Annotated in this window: 19 protein-coding genes, 2 tRNA genes, 1 pseudogene and 1 CRISPR repeat array; of the genes and pseudogenes, 13 read left to right on the top strand and 9 right to left on the bottom strand. The window is 45.0% G+C overall.

Annotated elements, in window-relative coordinates:
* Positions 1-46 precede the first annotated feature (46 nt).
* The 3 genes from EYM_RS00650 to lysW/argW form a co-directional block, all read right to left on the bottom strand.
* A tRNA-Pro gene (locus EYM_RS00650) sits at positions 47-123 on the bottom strand.
* Positions 124-159: 36 nt separating this feature from the next.
* Positions 160-1,017: a lysine biosynthesis protein LysX gene (lysX, locus tag EYM_RS00645; protein ID WP_217221088.1), complete on the bottom strand. Its 858-nt coding sequence runs from the start codon at positions 1,015-1,017 to the stop codon at positions 160-162.
* A gap of 7 nt (positions 1,018-1,024) precedes the next feature.
* The gene (gene lysW/argW, locus EYM_RS00640) at positions 1,025-1,201 is read right to left on the bottom strand and encodes an alpha-aminoadipate/glutamate carrier protein LysW (protein ID WP_075049204.1); all 177 of its coding nucleotides are present in this window, start codon (positions 1,199-1,201) and stop codon (positions 1,025-1,027) included.
* A 134-nt stretch (positions 1,202-1,335) separates the two neighbouring features.
* Between lysW/argW and EYM_RS00635 the strand changes: the two genes are divergently transcribed.
* The 5 genes from EYM_RS00635 (at position 1,336) to EYM_RS00615 (ending at position 4,428) form a co-directional block, all read left to right on the top strand.
* Positions 1,336-1,734 carry a hypothetical protein gene (locus EYM_RS00635; RefSeq protein ID WP_075049203.1) on the top strand — a complete coding sequence of 133 codons (399 nt, stop codon included), beginning with the start codon at positions 1,336-1,338 and terminating at the stop codon, positions 1,732-1,734.
* An 89-nt stretch (positions 1,735-1,823) separates the two neighbouring features.
* Positions 1,824-2,771, top strand: coding sequence for a metallophosphoesterase family protein (locus EYM_RS00630; protein WP_075049202.1), 948 nt, complete (start codon positions 1,824-1,826; stop codon positions 2,769-2,771).
* A gap of 56 nt (positions 2,772-2,827) precedes the next feature.
* Entirely contained in the window at positions 2,828-3,607 is a 780-nt protein-coding gene (locus EYM_RS00625; protein WP_157058695.1) for a hypothetical protein, read from the top strand.
* A gap of 38 nt (positions 3,608-3,645) precedes the next feature.
* Positions 3,646-4,152: a 3-isopropylmalate dehydratase small subunit gene (locus tag EYM_RS00620; protein ID WP_075049200.1), complete on the top strand. Its 507-nt coding sequence runs from the start codon at positions 3,646-3,648 to the stop codon at positions 4,150-4,152.
* Between the two features lie 3 nt (positions 4,153-4,155).
* Positions 4,156-4,428: an ACT domain-containing protein gene (locus EYM_RS00615; protein ID WP_174500663.1), complete on the top strand. Its 273-nt coding sequence runs from the start codon at positions 4,156-4,158 to the stop codon at positions 4,426-4,428.
* A 4-nt stretch (positions 4,429-4,432) separates the two neighbouring features.
* Here the strand turns inward: EYM_RS00615 and EYM_RS00610 are convergent, their stop codons facing one another.
* Genes EYM_RS00610 through EYM_RS00600 form a run of 3 tightly spaced genes read right to left on the bottom strand, consistent with a single transcriptional unit; the run spans position 4,433 to position 7,894 of the window.
* A complete protein-coding gene (locus EYM_RS00610; RefSeq protein ID WP_075049198.1) occupies positions 4,433-5,551 on the bottom strand; it encodes an ABC transporter permease in 1,119 nt (372 codons plus the stop codon).
* Positions 5,548-6,798, bottom strand: coding sequence for a hydroxymethylglutaryl-CoA reductase (NADPH) (hmgA, locus tag EYM_RS00605; protein WP_075049197.1), 1,251 nt, complete (start codon positions 6,796-6,798; stop codon positions 5,548-5,550). The genes EYM_RS00610 and hmgA overlap by 4 nt, the downstream gene beginning before the upstream one ends.
* Positions 6,799-6,844: 46 nt before the next feature.
* Positions 6,845-7,894 carry an ABC transporter ATP-binding protein gene (locus EYM_RS00600; protein ID WP_236943439.1) on the bottom strand — a complete coding sequence of 350 codons (1,050 nt, stop codon included), beginning with the start codon at positions 7,892-7,894 and terminating at the stop codon, positions 6,845-6,847.
* Between the two features lie 85 nt (positions 7,895-7,979).
* Positions 7,980-8,876: a CRISPR direct-repeat array (repeat unit 26 nt; unit sequence CTTTCTATTCCCTATTGGGATTCTAC).
* 554 nt (positions 8,877-9,430) lie between these two features.
* Here EYM_RS00600 and EYM_RS00595 point away from each other — a divergent pair.
* Entirely contained in the window at positions 9,431-10,582 is a 1,152-nt protein-coding gene (locus EYM_RS00595; RefSeq protein ID WP_075049195.1) for a DNA repair exonuclease, read from the top strand.
* Here the strand turns inward: EYM_RS00595 and EYM_RS00590 are convergent.
* Positions 10,521-11,675, bottom strand: coding sequence for a glycosyltransferase family protein (locus EYM_RS00590; RefSeq protein ID WP_075049194.1), 1,155 nt, complete (start codon positions 11,673-11,675; stop codon positions 10,521-10,523). The two genes, EYM_RS00595 and EYM_RS00590, sit on opposite strands and share 62 nt — an antisense overlap.
* 193 nt (positions 11,676-11,868) lie before the next feature.
* Here EYM_RS00590 and EYM_RS00585 point away from each other — a divergent pair, with 193 nt between their 5' ends.
* The 4 genes from EYM_RS00585 to EYM_RS00570 all read left to right on the top strand — a co-directional run bounded on the left by EYM_RS00585 (position 11,869) and on the right by EYM_RS00570 (position 16,242).
* A complete protein-coding gene (locus tag EYM_RS00585) occupies positions 11,869-13,008 on the top strand; it encodes a hypothetical protein (RefSeq protein WP_075049193.1) in 1,140 nt (379 codons plus the stop codon).
* 243 nt (positions 13,009-13,251) lie between these two features.
* A complete protein-coding gene (proS, locus tag EYM_RS00580) occupies positions 13,252-14,688 on the top strand; it encodes a proline--tRNA ligase (protein WP_075049192.1) in 1,437 nt (478 codons plus the stop codon).
* 47 nt (positions 14,689-14,735) lie between these two features.
* On the top strand, positions 14,736-14,912 hold the full coding sequence (locus tag EYM_RS00575; RefSeq protein WP_157058693.1) for a hypothetical protein: 177 nt from the start codon (positions 14,736-14,738) through the stop codon (positions 14,910-14,912).
* A 49-nt stretch (positions 14,913-14,961) separates the two neighbouring features.
* Complete coding sequence (locus EYM_RS00570; RefSeq protein WP_075049190.1) at positions 14,962-16,242, top strand: TrpB-like pyridoxal phosphate-dependent enzyme; 1,281 nt, start codon at positions 14,962-14,964, stop codon at positions 16,240-16,242.
* On the opposite strand, the gene rfbC is transcribed toward EYM_RS00570, so the two are convergent.
* Positions 16,239-16,805, bottom strand: a complete 567-nt coding sequence (rfbC, locus tag EYM_RS00565; RefSeq protein ID WP_075049189.1) for a dTDP-4-dehydrorhamnose 3,5-epimerase — start codon at positions 16,803-16,805, stop codon at positions 16,239-16,241. The two genes, EYM_RS00570 and rfbC, sit on opposite strands and share 4 nt — an antisense overlap.
* Before the next feature lie 91 nt (positions 16,806-16,896).
* On the opposite strand from rfbC, the pseudogene EYM_RS07970 reads away from it, so the two are divergent.
* Positions 16,897-17,448, top strand: a pseudogene (locus EYM_RS07970) (radical SAM protein); the annotation flags it as partial.
* Between the two features lie 517 nt (positions 17,449-17,965).
* Here EYM_RS07970 and EYM_RS00555 read toward each other — a convergent pair.
* Positions 17,966-18,053: transfer RNA gene (locus EYM_RS00555), tRNA-Leu, on the bottom strand.
* A gap of 299 nt (positions 18,054-18,352) precedes the next feature.
* On the opposite strand from EYM_RS00555, the gene secY reads away from it, so the two are divergent.
* Together secY and EYM_RS00545 are read left to right on the top strand one after the other, a co-directional pair.
* Positions 18,353-19,768 carry a preprotein translocase subunit SecY gene (gene secY / locus EYM_RS00550; RefSeq protein WP_217221087.1) on the top strand — a complete coding sequence of 472 codons (1,416 nt, stop codon included), beginning with the start codon at positions 18,353-18,355 and terminating at the stop codon, positions 19,766-19,768.
* 9 nt (positions 19,769-19,777) lie between these two features.
* A complete protein-coding gene (locus EYM_RS00545) occupies positions 19,778-20,374 on the top strand; it encodes an adenylate kinase (protein WP_075050555.1) in 597 nt (198 codons plus the stop codon).
* Positions 20,375-20,402: the final 28 nt, after the last annotated feature.

Below are 20,402 nucleotides of genomic sequence, written 5' to 3'. Positions count from 1 at the left end.
CCCTATGAATCCGGGGACAACTGCTTTATTAAGTAGTGCAGAGGCGTGGTGGGGCCGCCGGGATTTGAACCCGGGACCACCAGCGCCCCAGGCTGGCATCCTACCAAGCTAGACGACGGCCCCGGAAACCTCATTTCACATTCATTAATAAACTTAATTCTATTTCTTCAATTTCTCCTTTACGTATTTCGCAACTTCCTTAGCGACGTCAATACCCGTAGCCCTCATAAATCCCTTGAATTCCGGTACGCCGTTTACTTCATTAACTACCAATCCGTCCTTTCTTTCAAATAGATCTATGGAGACGACTTCGCCTTTGAGGGCTTCGGCCGCCTTAACTGCTAATTCACACGCTTCCGTGCTCTCATCTAGTTTAACGACATCGGCACCTAGCGCTACGTTAGATCTCCATTCTCCCTCCTTAGGTATTCTATAGATACATCCTAAACAATTACCACCTACCACGAAACACCTTATATCTCTATGCTCTGGCATTTCAACGTATTCTTGAACGATGTGAGCTTTCATCTGAGGGTTGTTCATCATGCTTCTATGTTCTATAACTATATTGGCTTCGTGCCAATCCCTTATTAGGCTAACAAGCCGACCCCAGCTTCCTATTGGAGGCTTGTCTACAAGTGGAAAGCCTATCTGTAAGTACGCTTTGATTGTTGAATCTCCATTTAAGGATATAACGGTCTTGGGTATTGGTATGGAATTCGCCGCCAGAACCGAGTACGTTAGGATCTTGTCCCCAGAATATATAATAGTGAAGGAACTATTGATAGGAGTTATTCCATTCGCTTCTAGGACTGCGGCAGTATATAAGGACCTGAACATACTGACGGCTCTTATTAGTGCTATGTGGTCCTCAACCCCCCCTATTGGTAAGGGTTCCCTAGTTACGTTGAAGGGCTTTACCTCGAAGCCTTCGTCTTCTAGAGCCTTCATTAACCTCTTTTCCTCTACTCTCGGCATATCATAATAGACCTTAACAACGAACTGGAACCAACTCACCTCCCCCTCACTCGCCCCAATCCTCAGCTGTCTCTTCCGCGACCTTAAGTTCTACTTTGTCGCCTTCTCTCTTCACTTCTAGTTGCGCTCCACAAGATTCACACTCAACTATTTCTCCATCCATGACGTCGTCTGGGAGTTCTATCTCAGCACCGCAGACGGGACATTTCGCTTTTATTGGCATGACCTCATAACCTCCGTCATAGCTTCCTCGGATGGGTTTATATAGATTGTTAGAGACTCTTTAATTTAAACCCCGTTAATGTAGTAGCAATACTTAAGTTACTTACTGGTCGTTTCAAAACTTGCTGGATGGAAATGTCAACCAAACAGAAAAGGTTCGGTATCTCAATAAACGAGCAATTGTATAAAGTGATTGAAAACTTGAGCAAGTTTTATGGATTGCCTCGATCGAAAGTAATTGAATTACTTTTGGAAAATTCTTTAAACAATGCGAAAATGTTTCTCAACGAAAACACTGAGGTCCTCGTTCAATTAACGGTAACCACTACGAATTCTCATCTACAAGACCTTATTTCCATATTAAGTGAAAGTTGCTATCCATCTATTATGATAATGAAAGACCCGTTTTCAGACAAGTTGATTTTCCTGAGCTGTTACTTTAGAGGGGTGTCAAGGGACGTGAGCTCGTTACTTGAAAAGGTCAAGTCCTTGAAACAGGTCACTTACTTAATAAATGTATTAAAAATAAAGTAGGCATGGGATGACCACGACTTGCCCCCCTGGAGCGCACAGCAATGAAGAAATTACCGCGATGGGACCCATTATCTAGAGGGGTAAATTGAATGGAATTAGCGGAACTACCAGTCGACGACGCCGCTCGCTTTGCAGAAGCTGTGAACTCACTAAAACCGGACGAACTTATAGAATTGTTAGAGGAAGCTAAGAAGCTATTGCTAAAAATGTACGAAGGCGGCGTCCATCCGGTAGCTTTCACTTATCCAGACACTCGCTACGTCTTTCACGGCGATTTATACGGTAGCTTCATTCAACTCTACGATATTTGGGAAAGGTTAGGGAAGAGAGAGGTCTTCGAGGAATGGAGATTGGTCTTCCTGGGCAATTACGTCGATAGAGGACCGAAGCAAGTGGAGGCCTTGCTCTTACCCCTAGCTCTTAAAGCAAAGCGACCGCGGGACGTTATTATACTTAGAGGAAATCACGAAGCCCCTAAAGGAATGGAACCTCTTCCACACGATTTCCCGTTGCACTTGCTGAAGAGGTACGGTAAGCGAGGAGAGGAGATCTACGTTAAGGCTAGAGAAGTGTTCGATGCAATGCCCCTAGCGCTAATAGTTGACAGGTCCGTGGTAGCGTTTCACGGAGGTCCTTCAACGCTCTTAATCAGAAAGGGTTGCAAATCGATCGAATGCGTATATAGTGACAAAGTGAACGAGAATTACTTAATTGAAGAATATCTTTGGAACGACCCAGCCGAAATGTGTTCTTGGGAAGACGAACCGGAGGACTGCTGGAGCCCGAATCCGGTCGGCAAGGGCTTCTTGTGGGGCCCGGGAGTTACTAGATACTTCCTAAGAGAAACGAAAACGAAGTTTATAGTAAGAGGCAACTACCCTGCCGATGGGGTGAAACTATTTCATCGGAATAAAGTCGTATCGGTATTTACTCGCACGGGGGTCCCATTCTTGAATCGTAAGTTTGGTGCTTGGAGCCCTAATTTCCTCGAACAAGGGTGGGATGAAAATCCTACGAAGTGGAAGATTACATTATAAAACCACAACGCGCAATAACCTAATCCGGATATGTAATGAGAGAAAGGGCTATAGCTGTGCCTAAAGAAAGTATAATCAAGAGAATTAAAGTAAAGGACAGTGTAGTCGTAGCTGGCACTGTGCACGGAGACGGGATGATTTTCTCAATTGAAGGCGAACTATTGAAGACCGTTAGGGTCGGTTCCATTATCACCACAGTTTCTATAGGTAAGAAATATTTATTCGGTGGTAGGAACGTAGTAGTAACGTTCAATGGGCAGATGGAAATCAGAAAGTTCAATGGAATAGCGCTAGGAAGTCACGAGGACTCACTGGTCGTTTTCTATGAAGGTAATAACGTTTCGAGGGTCGTAAATCTACGAGAGTCCTATTGCTTTAGAGTAAACGACTTGCTAAAGGGTATTACTGAAGTAAATGGGCTCCTAGTCCTAGGAGGGAAGAGAGGGGTTTACTTACAAGAGAAATGTAAGAGAATGCAAACTATCCCTATAGAAGAAGTAGTGGGAGTGGCGAGCCTCGACAATTACGTCTACGTTCTAGCTAGGGATCCCTTCTTCGTCGGCGTATCCTACTTACATAAATTCGAACTTACATCGAAACGGGAAATGAGACACGTAGGTAGAGCAGAATTGGACGGAATGGCCTACGATCTCAGCGCTAACGACGGATTACTAGCTGCATCTACCAACCAAAAGACGTACGTCTTTACAGACAATTTAAAGAAGGTAGCCGAATTCGAAGGTAGCATTAGCTCCGGCATCAGCAAAGGGAAGTTATGCTTAACGAACGGCAAAGCTCTAAAGTGCTACGAACTCAACGGGTTATTGAAATCTTAAATAACTAGCTCGATATATCCCTCAGCTCGGGTACCCTTATGGTAAAGGGTAGAGTTGTAGCCAAGCTCGGTGACAACATAGATACAGACATGATAATACCATTCAGATATAAGGCGAAAACGGTAGATTACTACGAGCTAGCGAAACACGTTTTCGAGGACTTGGACCCGAACCTCTCAAAGAAGATAAAGCCTGGAGACATCGTTGTTGCCGGAAGGAACTTCGGAATGGGTAGTTCTAGAGAGCAAGCGCCAATAGCTATAAAGTATTCCGGAGTGTCGGCCGTCATAGCGAAGAGCTTCGCAAGGATTTTCTTCAGGAACGCCGTCAACGTAGGTTTACCGGTAATAGAGTCTCCGGAAGCCGTTGAGATGATAGAGGAGGGCGATGAAGTAGAAATAGATTTAGAGAAAGGTGTTATAAGGAACTTAACGAAGGGGAAGGAAGTTAAAGTGAAACCTTATCCCCAGATGATAATGGAGCTCTTAAAGGAAGGAGGAATATATGAATATTACAAGAAACATGGAAAGTTCCCATGGGAGTGAAGGATCTTGCACGCAGTGATAACTGTAATAGGCAAGGACAAGGTTGGTATAGTAGCGAAGATATCTTCCGTACTAGCGAGATATAAGGTGAACATAATAGATATAACCCAGACTGTCCTCAGAGGCATGTTCGCAATGATAATGATAGTTGACTTGGACCAAGCGACGATATCTGTGGAAGAGCTGAGGAGGGAGCTCGAAAAAGCCGGTAAGGAAATAGGGGTCGAAGTAGCGCTCCACTCCACAGATCTGATGGAGAGCATAGAAAGAATATAGGAGTTTACTCTATTTGCCTCAAGGCCCGAACGGGATCCGTTGAATAGCTTATCAATGCGGGTATCGTCGAACTGATTAAATTAACTCCAATTACAATTAATATGGCCCTAATAACTTGAGACTCGTTTATTGTCAAACTCTTTACTATAATTTCGCTATTTATCAATCCTCTCAATAGCTCTCCGAAAGAGTGCTTCGCTAGGTTCAAAATGGCTCCGCTGAGCGCTATTCCTATCGTTAGGGATATAGTTGAATAGATTAGGGACTCTAATGAATAGAGAAAAGCTAAGTCCTTAGACTCGAAACCTAACGCCTTCAAGAGGCCTATTTCCCATCTCCTGTCTTTAACATCTATAATTGCTATTACTGCTATAGCTATTGATGCTATTGAAATCGACAAGAAGCCTAGAAAGGTGGAAGTTACTGAGGCGAGCGATGTTACAGTTTCTCCTACTTTCCGCAAGCTTCGTTGGGAGAAAATGAAGGCTTGCCCCGCAGTGGCGTTAACTATCTCGTCTTCTATTATGTTAACGTACTTAGGAGACTTCGCTACTATTACTAACGCGTTAGGTATGGCGCCTTCTAGTACTTCCATTGGAGCCAAGACTATGTTGGACCTTTGCATGACTTCCTCTAAGTTCCTCAGTTCGACAACTCCCTCTATAGTAAGGTTGTAGGATCCGAAGAAGGAAGTAACTAACTCACATTTCTTACCATAGAACTTACTCAAGCCTTCGCTAACGTCTACACCGAACTTCCCTTTGATTAACTTAATTGAAGTACTCTCAGCTATTGCAGATATATTGGAATATCCTATTAACATTACATAGGAAAAAGAGTTGTTGCATTGAAGGTATCCATCGGAGATAACTAACGGATAGATGGCCTTTACTCCCGGTAGGGAGGAAGCGAACGAGAGGGATACCGGTAGGACTGGACCAGCAACTATCACTACGTTCGGAGAGAACACGTTTAAGTAGCTCTGAAGCATCTGGAAGGCCGCTTGCGAGATCGTTAGCGTGACCATTAAGGAAACCGTTGCAATCGATAACATGACTACAATTAGGAGGTTTCTCAAAGGCCTCTTAAATAAGTCCCAGAGGACTACTTGGAATATCCTCATTTACCCATTCCTCTACCTAGAGCTTTGTGTGCCTTGGCCAGTTCCTTAGCGGCCAAGGCAGCAAGCAGGTTGAGTTCGCCCGCTAGGACCGCTGAGGCGACTATCTCAGCGAACTTGAGAGCGTTGGTTCCAGGAGGGTCTCCTCCGCCAGCTACCCCTAGTATCTCCAAGGCCTCCCTCTGGGTCGGCAACCTCGTACCGCCACCAACTGTTCCCACTTCCAAGCTAGGTAACGTAACTGATATGTACAAATCGTTCCCCCTTACCTCAGTCCACGTGAAGCCCATGGGGGACTCGACTACTTGAGCTGCATCTTGGCCTGTAGCTAGAAATATCGCCGCTATCACGTTAGCGAAGTGTGCATTGAATGAAAGCGATCCCGCGTAAGCGCTTCCGAGCAAGTTCTTCCTCAAATTGACTTCGTGTATAGTTTGGGCGTCCGCTTTGAACACTCTCCTTATTACTTCCTCCTTTATAACTGCTTCGGCAACTACAGTCTTCCCCCTTCCACACAAAACGTTCAAGTGAGCCGGCTTCTTATCTACGCACATGTTTCCAGACAACGCTAAACACTTCGCCTCACCAAATTCTCTTTCAATATAATCACATGCCTTCTCTGTTGCAATAGTAGCCATGTTCATGCCCATTGCGTCGCCAGTGAAGTACACGAAGCGAAGCCACACGTTATTGCCCATTACGAAGGGTTGAATTTCCTTCAGCTTACCGTGACTCGTTGTGCTCTCAGCTTCCCTCTTTATTTCGTCGAAGTGTTCCCTTACCCATTGAACCAATTGGTAAGCCTTTTCTATATTAGGAGCGACAAAAACGGGCGCTCTAGCCATGCCGTCCTTAATTACTTTAGCTCGAGCACCGCCTGACTCCGTTACGGCCTTACACCCTCTATTTATAGAGGCAACTAGCGCCCCTTCATGGGTAGCTAATGGGATGAAGAATTCGCCTTTCGCGTAATCGCCGTTAACTTTCAGCGGTCCAGCCACTCCTAGCGGTATCTGAACCGCTCCTATTGGGTTTTCGATGTTCCTTCCCACGAGCTCCTCGAAGTCAAGTATGGTAGATGCTATTGCGCTTAGAACCTTTCCAGTCTTCCTTTCAATGAACAGTCTCCTAACGACCGCAGCTAGGTTAGGCGAAAGCACCTTATCCAACTTACTTATAGTTAGCTCGCCCCTTTCCAGCTTCTCGAGATATTGATCTATGACTTCCTTTAAGTCTTCCTTTTCTGGCATACCCTACCTACCTTTCCCCCTCGTAGTGCTTAGATACGTATTTTACTTATTCGAGCGGAAAGGCGTGGATCGCTTCAATCGGTAAGTGAACTGAATAAGTTGAGCCTATTTGAGGAGTCTCCCTTTCACTTACATAGAACGATATTTCCTCCTCAGAGCCTTCGGGTTTCAGTCTAACCTCAACCTTCGGTCCCAAGTACATGGACAGCGTCAAGATGCCTGTCACCTTGACGTAGCCCTCTCTCGGCCTAACCTTCGCTAGCTCGGATTTGAACACAACTACGCATTCATCTCCTTCCTTCAGGCCGTGATTTATCGCACGTATCCTTAATTTTCCTATCTGAACTAACGCCTCTTTTCCACTAACTTCCACGACCTTTCCTCTAGCGGAACTAGTTCTTCCTATGAACTTCGCCGTGAAGAGCCTCTTCGGCATAATGAATATCTCTCTTGGTTCTCCCGTTTCCACTACAACGCCCTCATTTATCACAGCCAGTTCGTCTGCTAGAGCCAAAGCCTCCTCTTGATCGTGGGTAACGTATATTGCAGTGAGACCCAGTTCTCTCTGTATCCTCTTTAGCTCGCCCCTGAGCTTTATTCTAAGAACGGCATCTAAGTTACTGAGCGGTTCGTCGAGGAGGAGTAACTTAGGTTTGACTACTAAGGCCCTCGCCAACGCAACCCTTTGTTGTTGTCCTCCGCTTAACTGGTGAGGGTACCTTCCCTCTAGTCCCTTCAAACCTAAAAGGTCTAGAACCTCGTTGACCCTTTGTCGTATTTCGCTTCGCGGAAGCTTCATTACCTTTAAACCAAAGGCCACGTTTTCAAACACAGTCATGTGGGGCCAGAGCGCCCAGTTCTGCGGGACTAGGGCAACTTTTCTCTTATAAGGCGGTTTGTCAGTTACGTCCTTACCGTCGAAAAACACGTTCCCTTTATCGGGGATTTCGAAACCAGCAATTATTCTAAGTAACGTTGTCTTACCGGAACCCGATGGACCCAGTATAGCAAAGAACTTCCCTGAAGGTATTTCCAGATTTATTCCCTTTAGGACCACATTTCTGCCGAAGGACTTGGTGACGTTGCTGATCTTCACGTTAACCAAACTCTTCCTCCGTGAGAGGTAGTTCGGAGAGAGGCGTTAAGTTCTAAACGCTTACTAGTGAGGATTTACATCTTATCTTTCTATTCCCTCTTGGATCTCTACAGGAAATTGGAAGAAGCGAAGTGCGAAAACGATTTCTGTTACGTCTTTCTATTCCCTATTGGGATTCTACCTTTCCAAAAAACAGAAACAGAACCTGAAAAGACTATTGACTTTCTATTCCCTATTGGGATTCTACCTAGAGCGATTGCAGGAGGGGGGTGCGTGAACTCGGGGATAGGCTTTCTATTCCCTATTGGGATTCTACTTTCTATTCCATTCTTTTTTTATAATTCTCTTAAGGAGATTCTTTCTATTCCCTATTGGGATTCTACTTTCTGGCCCCCAGAATATATATTAATATCAACGAAACAGGCTTTCTATTCCCTATTGGGATTCTACACTTTCGCTCAACCAATCGCTCAAGTCGAAAGTATTTGCACTTTCTATTCCCTATTGGGATTCTACACATGATAATTGGAATGATGAAGGAGTTACTCGTTGAGTGTCTTTCTATTCCCTATTGGGATTCTACTCTGAATCAGTAACTTGTCGTCATCAACTATCACGTCTGCTCTTTCTATTCCCTATTGGGATTCTACAACCGAAAATACTCGTCATCGCAGACTTACCGTTCACTATCTTTCTATTCCCTATTGGGATTCTACGGGAGGCGAAATGATGGAAAGAAAACTCGATTTCCTCGTCTTTCTATTCCCTATTGGGATTCTACCTAAGGTCGAAAACGGAATAGCGTACTTACCGACAAATGTAACTTTCTATTCCCTATTGGGATTCTACCTCAGATAGTTCGGAAGCGAACGCTCAACGATAAAGAACTTTCTATTCCCTATTGGGATTCTACCCTATCGTACGAAAAACTATCGACGATTGCTGAATATGTCGATCTTTCTATTCCCTATTGGGATTCTACCGTTGCCCTCCTATTTAAGCAACCCCTTTCTCATCTTTTAACCCTTTCCCTTAGCTCTCCTTTACACAACCGTACCTTCCCCCTTCGAACTTAAATTCAATTAGTTGTCCAATATATGCATGCATATGCTTGTATAAGGTAGGCTGGAGTAGAAATCCCCATGATCATCAGAGTTCTCATGATCGCTTATTAATCCCTCTAAGCTTCTTCTCATTATAAAGATCGATCTTGAAAGGGGCTTGTACTGATGGTCTGAACTCTAGATTAGCAAATTGCCTTTGTTTTCTTAAAGGCAATGTTGAATGATTGGGTTGAAATGGAATTAACCATTAGGAAGTCCGGTAGAAACTGAAGGTGCTTAAGAAGACCATTAATTCTGAATTCAAATGGTTAAGGTTGAGGAAATGATGGAATTAATTGTGAGTAAATAGAAAATTTAATTTGGACAAGAGGTGGAGATGAGCATTCACCATGGGATGGTGAATTCAGAACGAAAGTTTCCTCCTTTTAGCTTTAAACGAGGTAGGCAGGTAGCATCAAAGGTACCGGAAGAGTTGCAAATACTTCACGTCGCTGACGTACATTTAGGAAAGAGACAATACAATCTCCAGGAAAGAGAACTAGACTTCTATAACGCTTTCGAGAAAAGCATAGAAATTGCCTTAAGGGAGAGAGTTGATGCGTATGTAGTAGCAGGGGATCTCTTCGATACACCCGTCCCTTATACGAGTCTTCAGCCACTTAGGGTGGCCGTTTCAGGCTTCCGGAAACTCAGGGAGAGAGGAATAGAGGTAATTCTACTTCCAGGCGATCACGATAAGCCCAAGGCTAGAGGCGTTCCCTCGATAGAATTCGTAAGCGAAATGACTGGAGCTAAGCTCCTTAGAAGCTCTAAATGTATCGAAGTTAAGGGTTACAAGTTCTGTGGACTAGAGGCGTTCAATCCCTTAAGTGAAAGCGAGTTGGAAAGGGCAAAGAGCTACGTGAGGACGCTGAGGAGGGAAGCTTCCAAGAGGGCCGTTCTGGTGGCCCACGTAGGCGTAAAGGATCTGATGCCCTTCCAGAGCGTTGAAAAGGAGTTCCTACCGGAAGGCTTCTTATACTACGCCCTCGGTCACATTCACAAATACGCTATCTTAGAAGTTCACAATACAAAGGCGGTATATCCCGGTTCGCTAGAAACAGTAAGTAGGGACGAAATACCAGAGATAAATAACAAGGGCCCAGTCCTAGTAGATCTGAAGGACTTGAGTCTCCAGAAAATAAGGATAGAAGTTAGACCTCAAGTTAAAGTTCAGTTAAGAGCTTCTAGTCCAATAGAACTTATGAAGGAATTAAACGAGATATATAAGAAAGTGCCTCCAAATAGCGTGGTTCATTTATTCGTACCTGAAAACTTGAGGGCTTACGTAACTAGGATAGTGAATACCTTGTCTGAAAGGGTACTGCACGTAAGGATAGACGTTATCAAGAGCGGGTACGCAAACAACCCATTATCCGATGCCTCCCCTACAGTGAAAGTTAGTTTGTTGGAAGTCCTAAAGGATATATATGGAGAGAAGTTGGGCTCCAAGGTATACGACGTCATACAAGCGTACATAGAGGGGAACGACGAAAAGGCAGAGCAACTACTAGATGAGTTATTCAAGAGCGGAGTTTGGAATAGAAGTCCTTATGCCTTTTCGCAACGACGTCTATCGAAGTGAAGTAGGCGTAAGCCAGAGCGTTCAGATTGCATCTATTCCCTTTCACAACCTCATTTATTGCCCTCTTAAGGGCTTCCTTCATGGATCCTATCGGATCGTCCAGATTAAATGGGTAAAACGCCTCTGGATAGTTCCTCACGTCACCTATTTCCAACACGACAATGTGTCTGCCGCATACCAAGGAATCGTGTAGTATTCCGGAAGCCTCTTGCGTCGGATCTGAGTAAGGTAAGAGGACTACGTCGGCCTCGCACGCGTGTCTGATTATCTCGGCCTTGCTCATATGCTTATATATAACGTTTATAGTTAAGCCTACCTTCTTCGTATGTTCGTTTACCTTATCAGCCATTTCTTTAATATATTGATACCAGAGTTCTCCGTCCTCGTTCTGCGTAGTTCCAATGACCGTGTACTCTACAGGTTTATCCAATCCTTCTGCCTTCAGCGCTATTAGAGCCCTAATTGCCCAGTCGTACCTCTTAGTTGGTCGTATGAATCCTGGGGTGACGATCCTTATGGTCTCCGGCACGCTCCTCTCCCTACACCTCCTCGCGTTCTCCAAGACCACTTGAGAGGGGACTGGAGAGAAGTGCGGTATCAGTTCAGCTTTCCATTTCAACCAATCCGGTAGAAGCTCGTATCCCCTCAAGGTGTGTACGATTAACCTATCCGAAAGGGCTTCCGGAACGTAAGGCGACACGAAGCTCACTATTAAGCCTCTTATAGCTTCCCACGGCCTTTCTTTGGTAAAAGGTAGAGCAAACTTTATGTAGTTGGACAAGGCTTCATCAGGTTTCAATACCGTGTGGAGAGTAGTTACGTTGAACTTCCTGTACAATTTCAAGGTTAAGTAATATAGTAACTGAGACCATCCGAAATGACCCTTGAAGAGTCCGAACTCGTGTTGCGTATGGACTATATCTCCCTTTAGTGCGCACAAAGCAGCCTCAACTGAATCCGAGTATCTCTCTTTCTTCAAATCACATACTTCAACGTCAACTCCTAACTTTCTCAACCATTTAGTCAATATATCGGAGTATACCTTTATGCCGCACTTCTCTCGGCTGTAGTCATATACCATTGCTATCTTCAAAATTTCCTACCTAATCTTAATGTATGGAAGAGGGCATTTTAGTTAACGATTGAAATAATGTTAAAAAGGCACTCGACGATAATCGTAACTGGTAGTTACAATTATGAGAATTCTATTGATATTATTCCTATTGGCTTCGCTATTATTATCCAGAACGCTATTTTCCTTACGTATTTACGAGACGGAAGCGACATTGAGGTTCGAGAAATATAATCTGAATGGAATAGAATTCGTTATGTATTCTCTAATACCTTCCTATATAAGAGGAGACTTATTAGGAATGCTTCTGAACGATGTCGTACCAGTTCTCATTTGCGTAAAATCGAACAGTCCGGTATCAGTTACCACATCTGCAAAAATTGACATGGAGTTGGGCTTCGATCAAGAATTCCATTACTATCCAAAAACTGTAAGTAGCCCGGAGAATATTAGAACGTGCGTATTGACAATTCTGATTACTGCAACTAAGGAAGGCAACGATAGTAGCAAGATAGGAAAATTCATGAAAGTTATATCAGCCGTAGCGAAGTTACCAGCAGCATTAGCTGGAGATGTCCTTGCTGGCGCTTCGATGACCAAGAACGTTATCGAACTGATGACTCGTCCAAGGGGTTTGTTCTTCAACATTTACGTGAGGACGCAAAATGCATCTATTTCCATTGAGAGATACTTGTACTATAGATTTCTCCAAACTCGCTCAACGTGCGTATCGATGAGGGTCTTAACGCCTCTTCCCTTAACGCCCGGTTCCGAGAACAAGGTCCTAATCCAGAACAGATGCGATCGGAAAGTAGTGTTGGAGTTCTATAAGGATCTAATTACTTCCCCTGACGAGCACATGTTTTCAGTATTGCTGCGACCTCACGAAAACAGAACGGTTACTTTCGATTTGGATGACGTATACAATTTAAGAACTGTGTTCGTTAAAGAATGTTCGGTTTCGCAAAATAGTTGCAGCCTCATAGCATCAATCCCTTACTTCGACTTACTGAAGTTCCTAGAGAAACACGCTAGAGTGATCTGGTATGACCCTAACGGCGATCCCACTAGTAACATTCCCGTGGAAGGAACGTACAAAGCGTGCATTAGGTTGCCCGAGATACTTCCAGATGTTCAATTTAAGGGGAAGATCGAACTGATCCTAGTTCACGATAGGAGGTTTCTACCGGACAAGCGATTGGTTAAGGAAATTGAATTAAACTCGCTAGAGGAATTAGATGGCAAATGTATAGAATTCTATGCAGAAAGGGGATTCACTACCAGAGGGTATAGGCTAGAGTTGAGGGCGTTCGGAGAGAAGGTCAGGTTAGGGGAGGAATTACGTAAGCAGTAATGGGGCAACTAGATCAGTATTACAAGTTCCTCAGTACAACTTCGAAGTAGCTTTTAATTACACAGAAGTCCGAGACGCGCGCTTCGGCATTACAATGGTAGTTCTCAGATACCAGCATATACGTAACTGTTCAAATTCGGACTTGCGAGAAGCTTCTTATTGATAATCATTTAGGTTCAACGACTCGTCATTGTGGAAAATTAATCTAAACATCCCATTTAAAGAGGCGTTGGGAAGGGTAGTTTGAAGCTCGACAAGAGCAACTTTAGCGAATGGTTCGATACAGTATTAAGGGAGGCCGAACTCTACGATTACGGACGTTACCCCGTAAAAGGAATGGGTGTTTGGAGGCCCTACGGATTCAAGTTAAGGAGGCTAGTGCTCGATAACGTGGTTAGGAAGATCTTAGACGAAACGGGCCATGAAGAAGTATTATTTCCAATACTTATCCCGAAGGACTTACTGGAAAAGGAGAGCGAACACGTTAGGGGCTTCGAGGGAGAAGTTTTCTGGGTGACCAAGGGAGGCCACCAAGAGCTAGAAGTGCCTCTAGCATTGAGACCAACTAGCGAAACAGCAATTAGCTATATGGAAAGCTTATGGATAAGTAGTTACAAGCAACTACCAATGAAGCTTTACCAAATAGTTCCCGTCTACCGGTACGAAACTAAGGCAACTAGGCCTCTAATTAGACTTAGGGAAGTGAGTACCTTCAAAGAAGCCCACACGGCACACGAGAGCTTCGAAGACGCTGACAAGCAGTGCATAGAAGCAGTTGAAGTGTACAAGAGAATATTCGATAGTTTGGCAATACCGTATATGATAAGCATGAGACCTAAGTGGGATAGGTTCGCTGGTGCCCTGTATACAGTTGCGTTCGATACTGTGATGCCTGACGGAAGGGCTCTACAGATAGGTACCGTTCACCACCTCGGCCAGAACTTCTCGATACCCTTCGAAGTCAGATTCCAGAGAAGGGATGAGGAGATGGATTACGTTTGGCAAACCAGCTATGGTATTTCGGATAGGATATTTGCTGCAATGATAGCTATACATGGAGATGATAGGGGATTAGTACTTCCTCCGCACGTCGCCCCCATTCAAGTGGTAATAGTACCCATTCCACAAAAGAACGAAGAAGATCAGGAAAAAGTAAACAATTACGTAAGGGAGCTGGAAGAGGAACTCAAGAAAGCGGGCATTAGAGTCCATACTGACAATAGGGAAGAGCTAACGCCTGGAGCGAAGTACTACTACTGGGAACTAAGGGGAGTTCCTTTCAGAATAGAAATAGGAAAGAGGGAAGTGGACAACGACGAAGTAACAGTTGCTAGAAGAGACGTCAAGGGTAAGGTCAAAGTAAAGAGACTCGAGCTCCGGAAGAAGCTAGAAGAGCTTTCCGAGGAAATGCTCAATTCAATGAGAGAAAGAGCGTGGGAGTTCATGAAGTCGAGGATAAGAGAGACGGACAATATAGAAGAGGCCAAGAAGTTAGTGGAAGAAAGGTACGTAGTAGAGGTTCCTTGGTGTGGAAGGGAAGAGTGCGGCCTAAAGTTAGACGAAGAGGTAGGTAGAGTACTGGGTATGCCTCTCGACAAAGAGATAAACGTAGAAGGCAAGAAATGCATCGTTTGCGGTAGGAAAGCGGTAACTAAGGTAAGGTTAGCGAAGACGTACTGAGGAAAGCTTTTTGTAATTTGGCAGAAAGTGAACCGGAGGGATCGCTCTTGAAAAGGAAGGCTCTAACCTTGCAAGAATGGTTTTACATAGCCATGATTCTATGGGTCGCTTCGAGCATATTAGTCGTTATATTCAACTTAATTGTCGCTGGGATAAAGCTCTCCAAAGGAGACCTAAACGTGACGATTCCAATATCCGTAGGGCTAACTATACCGCTCGGGTGAGGGAGACGTCTTTTTAATTCAACTAAGTAACGCTGTTAGGTCGCAAGGAATGGAGCTTCCAAATAAATGGTATAACATTTTGCCCGACCTACCCAAGCCGTTACCTCCCCTTAGAGATCCTAAGGGGGCCGAGGAGGAGTTCTCCAGAGTCGAATTGCTATTGAAGGTCCTTCCCCAGAAGTTGATATGGCAAGAAAATACCGTTGAGAGATGGGTACCGATACCAGACGAGGTATTAGAAATATATAGTGAAATAGGTAGACCGACTCCCTTGCTAAGGGCTAGGAGATTAGAGAAAATCTTGGGAACCCCCGCGAGGATATATTTCAAATACGAGGGTGCTACCCCCACTGGAAGCCATAAAATAAACACCGCCATTCCTCAAGCGTTCTACGCGAAAGACGAGGGCGTTGAAGGTCTCACTACGGAAACTGGGGCCGGACAATGGGGCACCGCTTTGTCCTTAGCCGGAGCAATGTACGACATGCCAGTAAAGGTATTCATGGTAAGGAGTAGTTTCTATCAGAAACCGTACAGGAAAGTAGTAATGAGGCTCTATGGAGCTGACGTCGTTCCTTCACCTAGCGAGGAAACGGAATACGGGAAAAAGATACTCCAAGAGAACCCGGACCATCCTGGAAGCCTTGGAATAGCAATGAGTGAGGCAATAGAATATGCTTTGAAGAGGGGCTGGAGGTACGGCGTAGGGTCTGTAATGAACTTCGTCCTATTACATCAGTCAATCATAGGTCTAGAGGCCATGAAGCAAATGGAAGAAATAGGGGAGGACCCGGACGTGGTAGTAGCGTGTATAGGTGGGGGATCGAACTTCGGTGGTCTCGTATTCCCGTTCCTAGGTCAAGAACTGCAGAGAACGAAGGACCCGAGGAAAAAGAAGAGGAGGTACGTAGGAGTAACTCCAAGTGAAGTCCCGAAGTTCAGCAAGGGTAAGTACGATTACGATTTCGCGGACGCTGCTGGACTGTTGCCGGAACTTAAGATGCATACATTAGGACATCAGTTCGTTCCGCCACCAATTTACGCTGGGGGCTTAAGGTACCACGGAGTGGCCCCAACGATATCGTTGCTCTATAACGAAGGGTGGATAGAAATATTGGAATACGACCAAAAGAGTTGCTTCGAAGCCGGAAGGTTGTTCGCCCAAGCTGAGGGAATAGTGCCAGCACCGGAAACCAATCACGCGATAAAGGCAGTAATAGACTTGGCCCTCCAAGCGAAGGAGAGGAACGAGGAAATGGTGATATTGTTCAACTTCAGTGGGCACGGACTCCTAGACTTAAGCAACTACCAAAAGGTACTGGGACTTTAAATTGGATACTCGAAGTTGTTACGAGCCTCCTTCAGTAGCGGACACTTAGAGTCTTTCTCACTTAATATCGCTTTATCGGGATAAGGCCATTCAATGCCTATCTCCGGGTCGTTCCATCTAACGCACGCATCCCTTTCCGGATCGAACTCTTTAGTAACTAAATATAATACGACGCTATCGTCCTCTAAAGCTTGGAAGCCGTGAGCGAAGCCCGGTGGTATCCATAAGATCTTGTGATTGTCCTCGCTGAGTTCCACGCCAACCCATCTACCGTAGTAAGGAGACCCCTTTCTTATATCAACGGCAACGTCGAAAACCTTACCTTTCAAGACCATCACGAGCTTCCCCATTTCGGAAGGCTTCAATTGGTAGTGTAGGCCTCTAACCACGTACTTCTTACTCAAACTAACGTTAGCTTGGACGAAATCGTAGGGAATGCCGTTAGATAGAAACGGCGTTCGCTTCCATATTTCCTTAAAGAAGCCCCTGTGATCCGGGAACACTTTAGGTTCTATTAATATAACATCCGGTATTTCCAATCTCTCAAACTTTAAGAAAGGCATTCGGTTCACCTACGTTTCTTACTGAGGAAACGTCTATATGATTTCTACAACGAATTTAACCTCTTAACTGAACGTTCAGTTGGTCTAATCGATGATTCTGCAAGCAATCTCCGCAATGTCTAGATCGATTACCTCAATGTTACTAGAAAAGCTTGAGAGCTCTCCACCAAGGCAGTTAAGCGTTAGCAACGAAGAGATCGGTCTATACCTTCACGTCCCGTTCTGCCGGAGGTTATGCAAGTTCTGTCACTTCGTGAGGTACCCCTTCAAAACGGACGTAGCTAAGAGGTACTTCGAGAAGTTAAGGAAGGACGTAATGGAAGTATATTCCAAGGACTTGGACGTGATAGAGGTCTACGTAGGCGGTGGCTCGCCATCTTGCCTTCCAGACGAACTAGGAGAGCTAATAGATGAGATATGGGAGCTTTGGAAGCCGTCCATATCCGTTGAAGTGGCTCCCTTGGACGTAGTGGAGCTTAATGCATTAGACTATATAGATGAGAAAAAGGTCGTTAGGGTTAGTATGGGAGTTCAATCGTTAGATCCAAATAGATTGAAGAAGCTAGGTAGAGGCATTGACTTGGAGACGACGTTAAGGGCTTTAGACGTCCTGCTATCTAAGAGATACGATATCGCGAATGTAGACTTCATATGGGACTTAGATACGCCATTGAGCGAAATCTCCCAAATAGCTAAACTAGGGGTCCCCCAAGTAACCTTGTATCCCTTAATGCCCCCTCTACCTCGAGGCAGCGAACTAGAGAGGTTGAAGTTGTACAACGAAATAGTAAATGTAATGAAGCGTCACGGCTACGTAATGACTAACGCGTGGACCTTTACTAAGGCTCAGAACAAGATCTACGATGAATACGTCTCTAAGGGATATCAGTTCGTTGGACTAGGCGTGAGCGCAATTAGCCTATATTCGAAGAGACTATCAATAAATACGTTCGATTTAGATAAATATCTAAAGTGCAGTGGCGTCGTACACGAACATTCCCTCGAACTCAATCCAATATACTGCAAAATGCTGAGGTTTGCGTACGCTCTTCACGGCCGCGTCTTCCCGTTGAACGTGATGAACTACGTCTCGGTCATTATACTAAGGGAGGCTTATACTGTATTAGGGGATTACAGGATAAAGAAGCGGGATAGGTACTTGGTGCGGGGGGTGGGATTTGAACCCACGCAGGCCTACGCCAGCGGGTCTTAAGCCCGCCCCCTTTGGCCAGGCTCGGGCACCCCCGCAATTTCCGGAATGCTTCGCGGAGCTTTATTTAATAAGTTTTAGTCTCTTTATTCTATATTTAGATAACGAAGTTTGAATTAAAAGCTTCGTATACTGAACCGTTTAAATCCCATTGATTAGAGCCTAGATTACGTGAAAGATATAAGACCTACAATAAAATCTCATTTAATAGAACAATTATGATATATTACTTTGAAGATACAATTGCTTCTGAATCCGAAATGTCTCTGGAATATTATACTGGTCCTCAAGAGGCCTTTATTAGTAATTGTCCCTCCCACATGGTGGGATGCGAAAGTTGTACGAGGACTTGGGTAAGAAGTTCTTGGACGTTTTGGCGACAATAGGAACGTATATACCGTCTACTCCAAGGCCAGCCAAGAAGCCCGACCTATACAAGAGGATCTTCTGGACCGCTTTAGTGCTAATAGCCTATTTGATCATGAGTAATATACCGCTCGTAGGCGTTAACGTCGTTACTTCGCCTCAAGTCCTACTAATGAACATAGTCTTCGCCGCCAACACGGGTACATTGACCCAACTAGGTATAGGACCGATAGTTACCGCTGGTCTAGTGCTGGAATTGCTCGCTGGCGCAAAGTTGATTGAACTTGATATAACGGACCCCGAGGACAAGAAGCTGTTCACGTTAGCACAGAAGGGCTTCGCCGTCTTGCTGGGAGTAGTGGAGGCATTCGGTCTGGTTCTATCTGGAAGCTTGTGGTATTCCGTAGGTCAGGGGGGAGTCGTCGTAAGCAACGCTCCCCCGTTTCCAATAATGCTCTTGGACGCCATCTTACTCGCCGCGTCCACTGTAATTATTATCATGATGGACGAAATGGTCCAAAAGGGTTGGGGAATAGGAAGCGGTATAAGCTTGTTCATAACGGCTGGAGTCATTTCCGGAATAGCGTGGGAACTAGGTGGGTGGTTCGAACAAGCCGGTAAGGTTATATGGGCCGGCTTAATCCCCTCTGCGTTAATGGTCGGGTTAGATAAAGTAATAATTGGCAACCCGCTCGGCCTACCCAAAGTCCCTGGAACCCAAATAGGCGCAATGCCAGACTTGATCGGTTTCTTAGCAACAATAGCGATGATCATCTTAATAGCGTACCTCAGCTCAGTGAAGGTCAACGTACCGGTAGCAATGCATAGAATGAGGGGTCTCAGGACCAAGATTCCACTTAACTTGCTCTACGTAACTAACATACCCGTGTTACTTGCAGCAATAGTTTTCGCGAACGTTCAAGCAATAGCTCAGTCCGCACCAAATAGCCCACTAGCGCAATTAGCCTACTTCCTCTCGCCTCCGAGAGGTCTCCTAATGGTAATTCACGAACCCCTTAGGATGTTAGTATACTCAGTAGCCTTAACCTTACTCTCAATAGCCTTCGGTATTCTATGGGTAGAGCTCTCCGGTCTAGATCCTAAGACCCAAGCTAGGAACTTAATAGAGTCTGGAATGCAAATACCAGGTGCGAGAACTGATCCGAGGCACCTCGAGAGAGTGCTAGCTAAGTACATTTACCCACTAACCATACTTTCGAGTATAATAGTAGCTGGACTAGTTATAGTAGCAGACATTTTCGGAGCGTATGGAACCGGTACCGGTCTACTGCTAGCAACAATGATATTGGTACAGTACTACACAATGTTGAGCTTCGAGAGAGCAATAGAGACTTATCCGCTACTAAGGAAGATTCTGGGGGAGTGAGATCCCATGTTGAAGGTCGTAATTGCTACCGGTGTTCCGGGCGTAGGTAAGACCACCGTTACCACCAAGGCGGTTGAAATACTCAAGGAAAAGGGAGTCAAAGTAAAGGTATCCAACTTCGGTGATTACATGTTCAAAGTGGCGAAGGAAAGAGGGTGGGTAGAGCACAGAGACGAGATGAGAAAGCTGAACTTGAGCCAACAAAGGGAGTTGCAAGCACTGGCGGCTAAGGCGATAGTAGAAGACGCGAAAAAGGAACTAGGTGACGATGGAGTTCTAATCGTTGATACGCACGCAGCGATAAACACGCCCACCGGCGTGTGGCCTGGCCTTCCCAAACACGTAGTAGAGGGCCTCAATCCAGCAATTATTTTCGTTATAGAAGCTTCCCCAGAAGAGATCGCTGCGAGGCAAGCGAAGGACGTCGGGAGGGTCAGGAAAGATTACTCCGATGTAGAGTTCCTAAGGAGATTCATGGAGTTTGCTAGGAATAGCGCGATTGCTTCCGCAGTTCTAGTAGGCGCTGCTGTTAACGTAGTATACAATAGGGAGGGGGCGGTCGAGGAAGCCGCGAAGAAAGTGGTAGAAGCGATAGAAAAGATCTAAAACAGTAAGGGGCTTGCTCTCGGGGTGT

It is taken from the genome of Ignicoccus islandicus DSM 13165 (assembly GCF_001481685.1).
GTDB classification, from domain to species: domain Archaea; phylum Thermoproteota; class Thermoprotei_A; order Sulfolobales; family Ignicoccaceae; genus Ignicoccus; species Ignicoccus islandicus.
The sequence above is the reverse complement of the archived record's forward strand: the minus strand, read 5'-3'. Positions and strand labels throughout refer to the sequence as shown.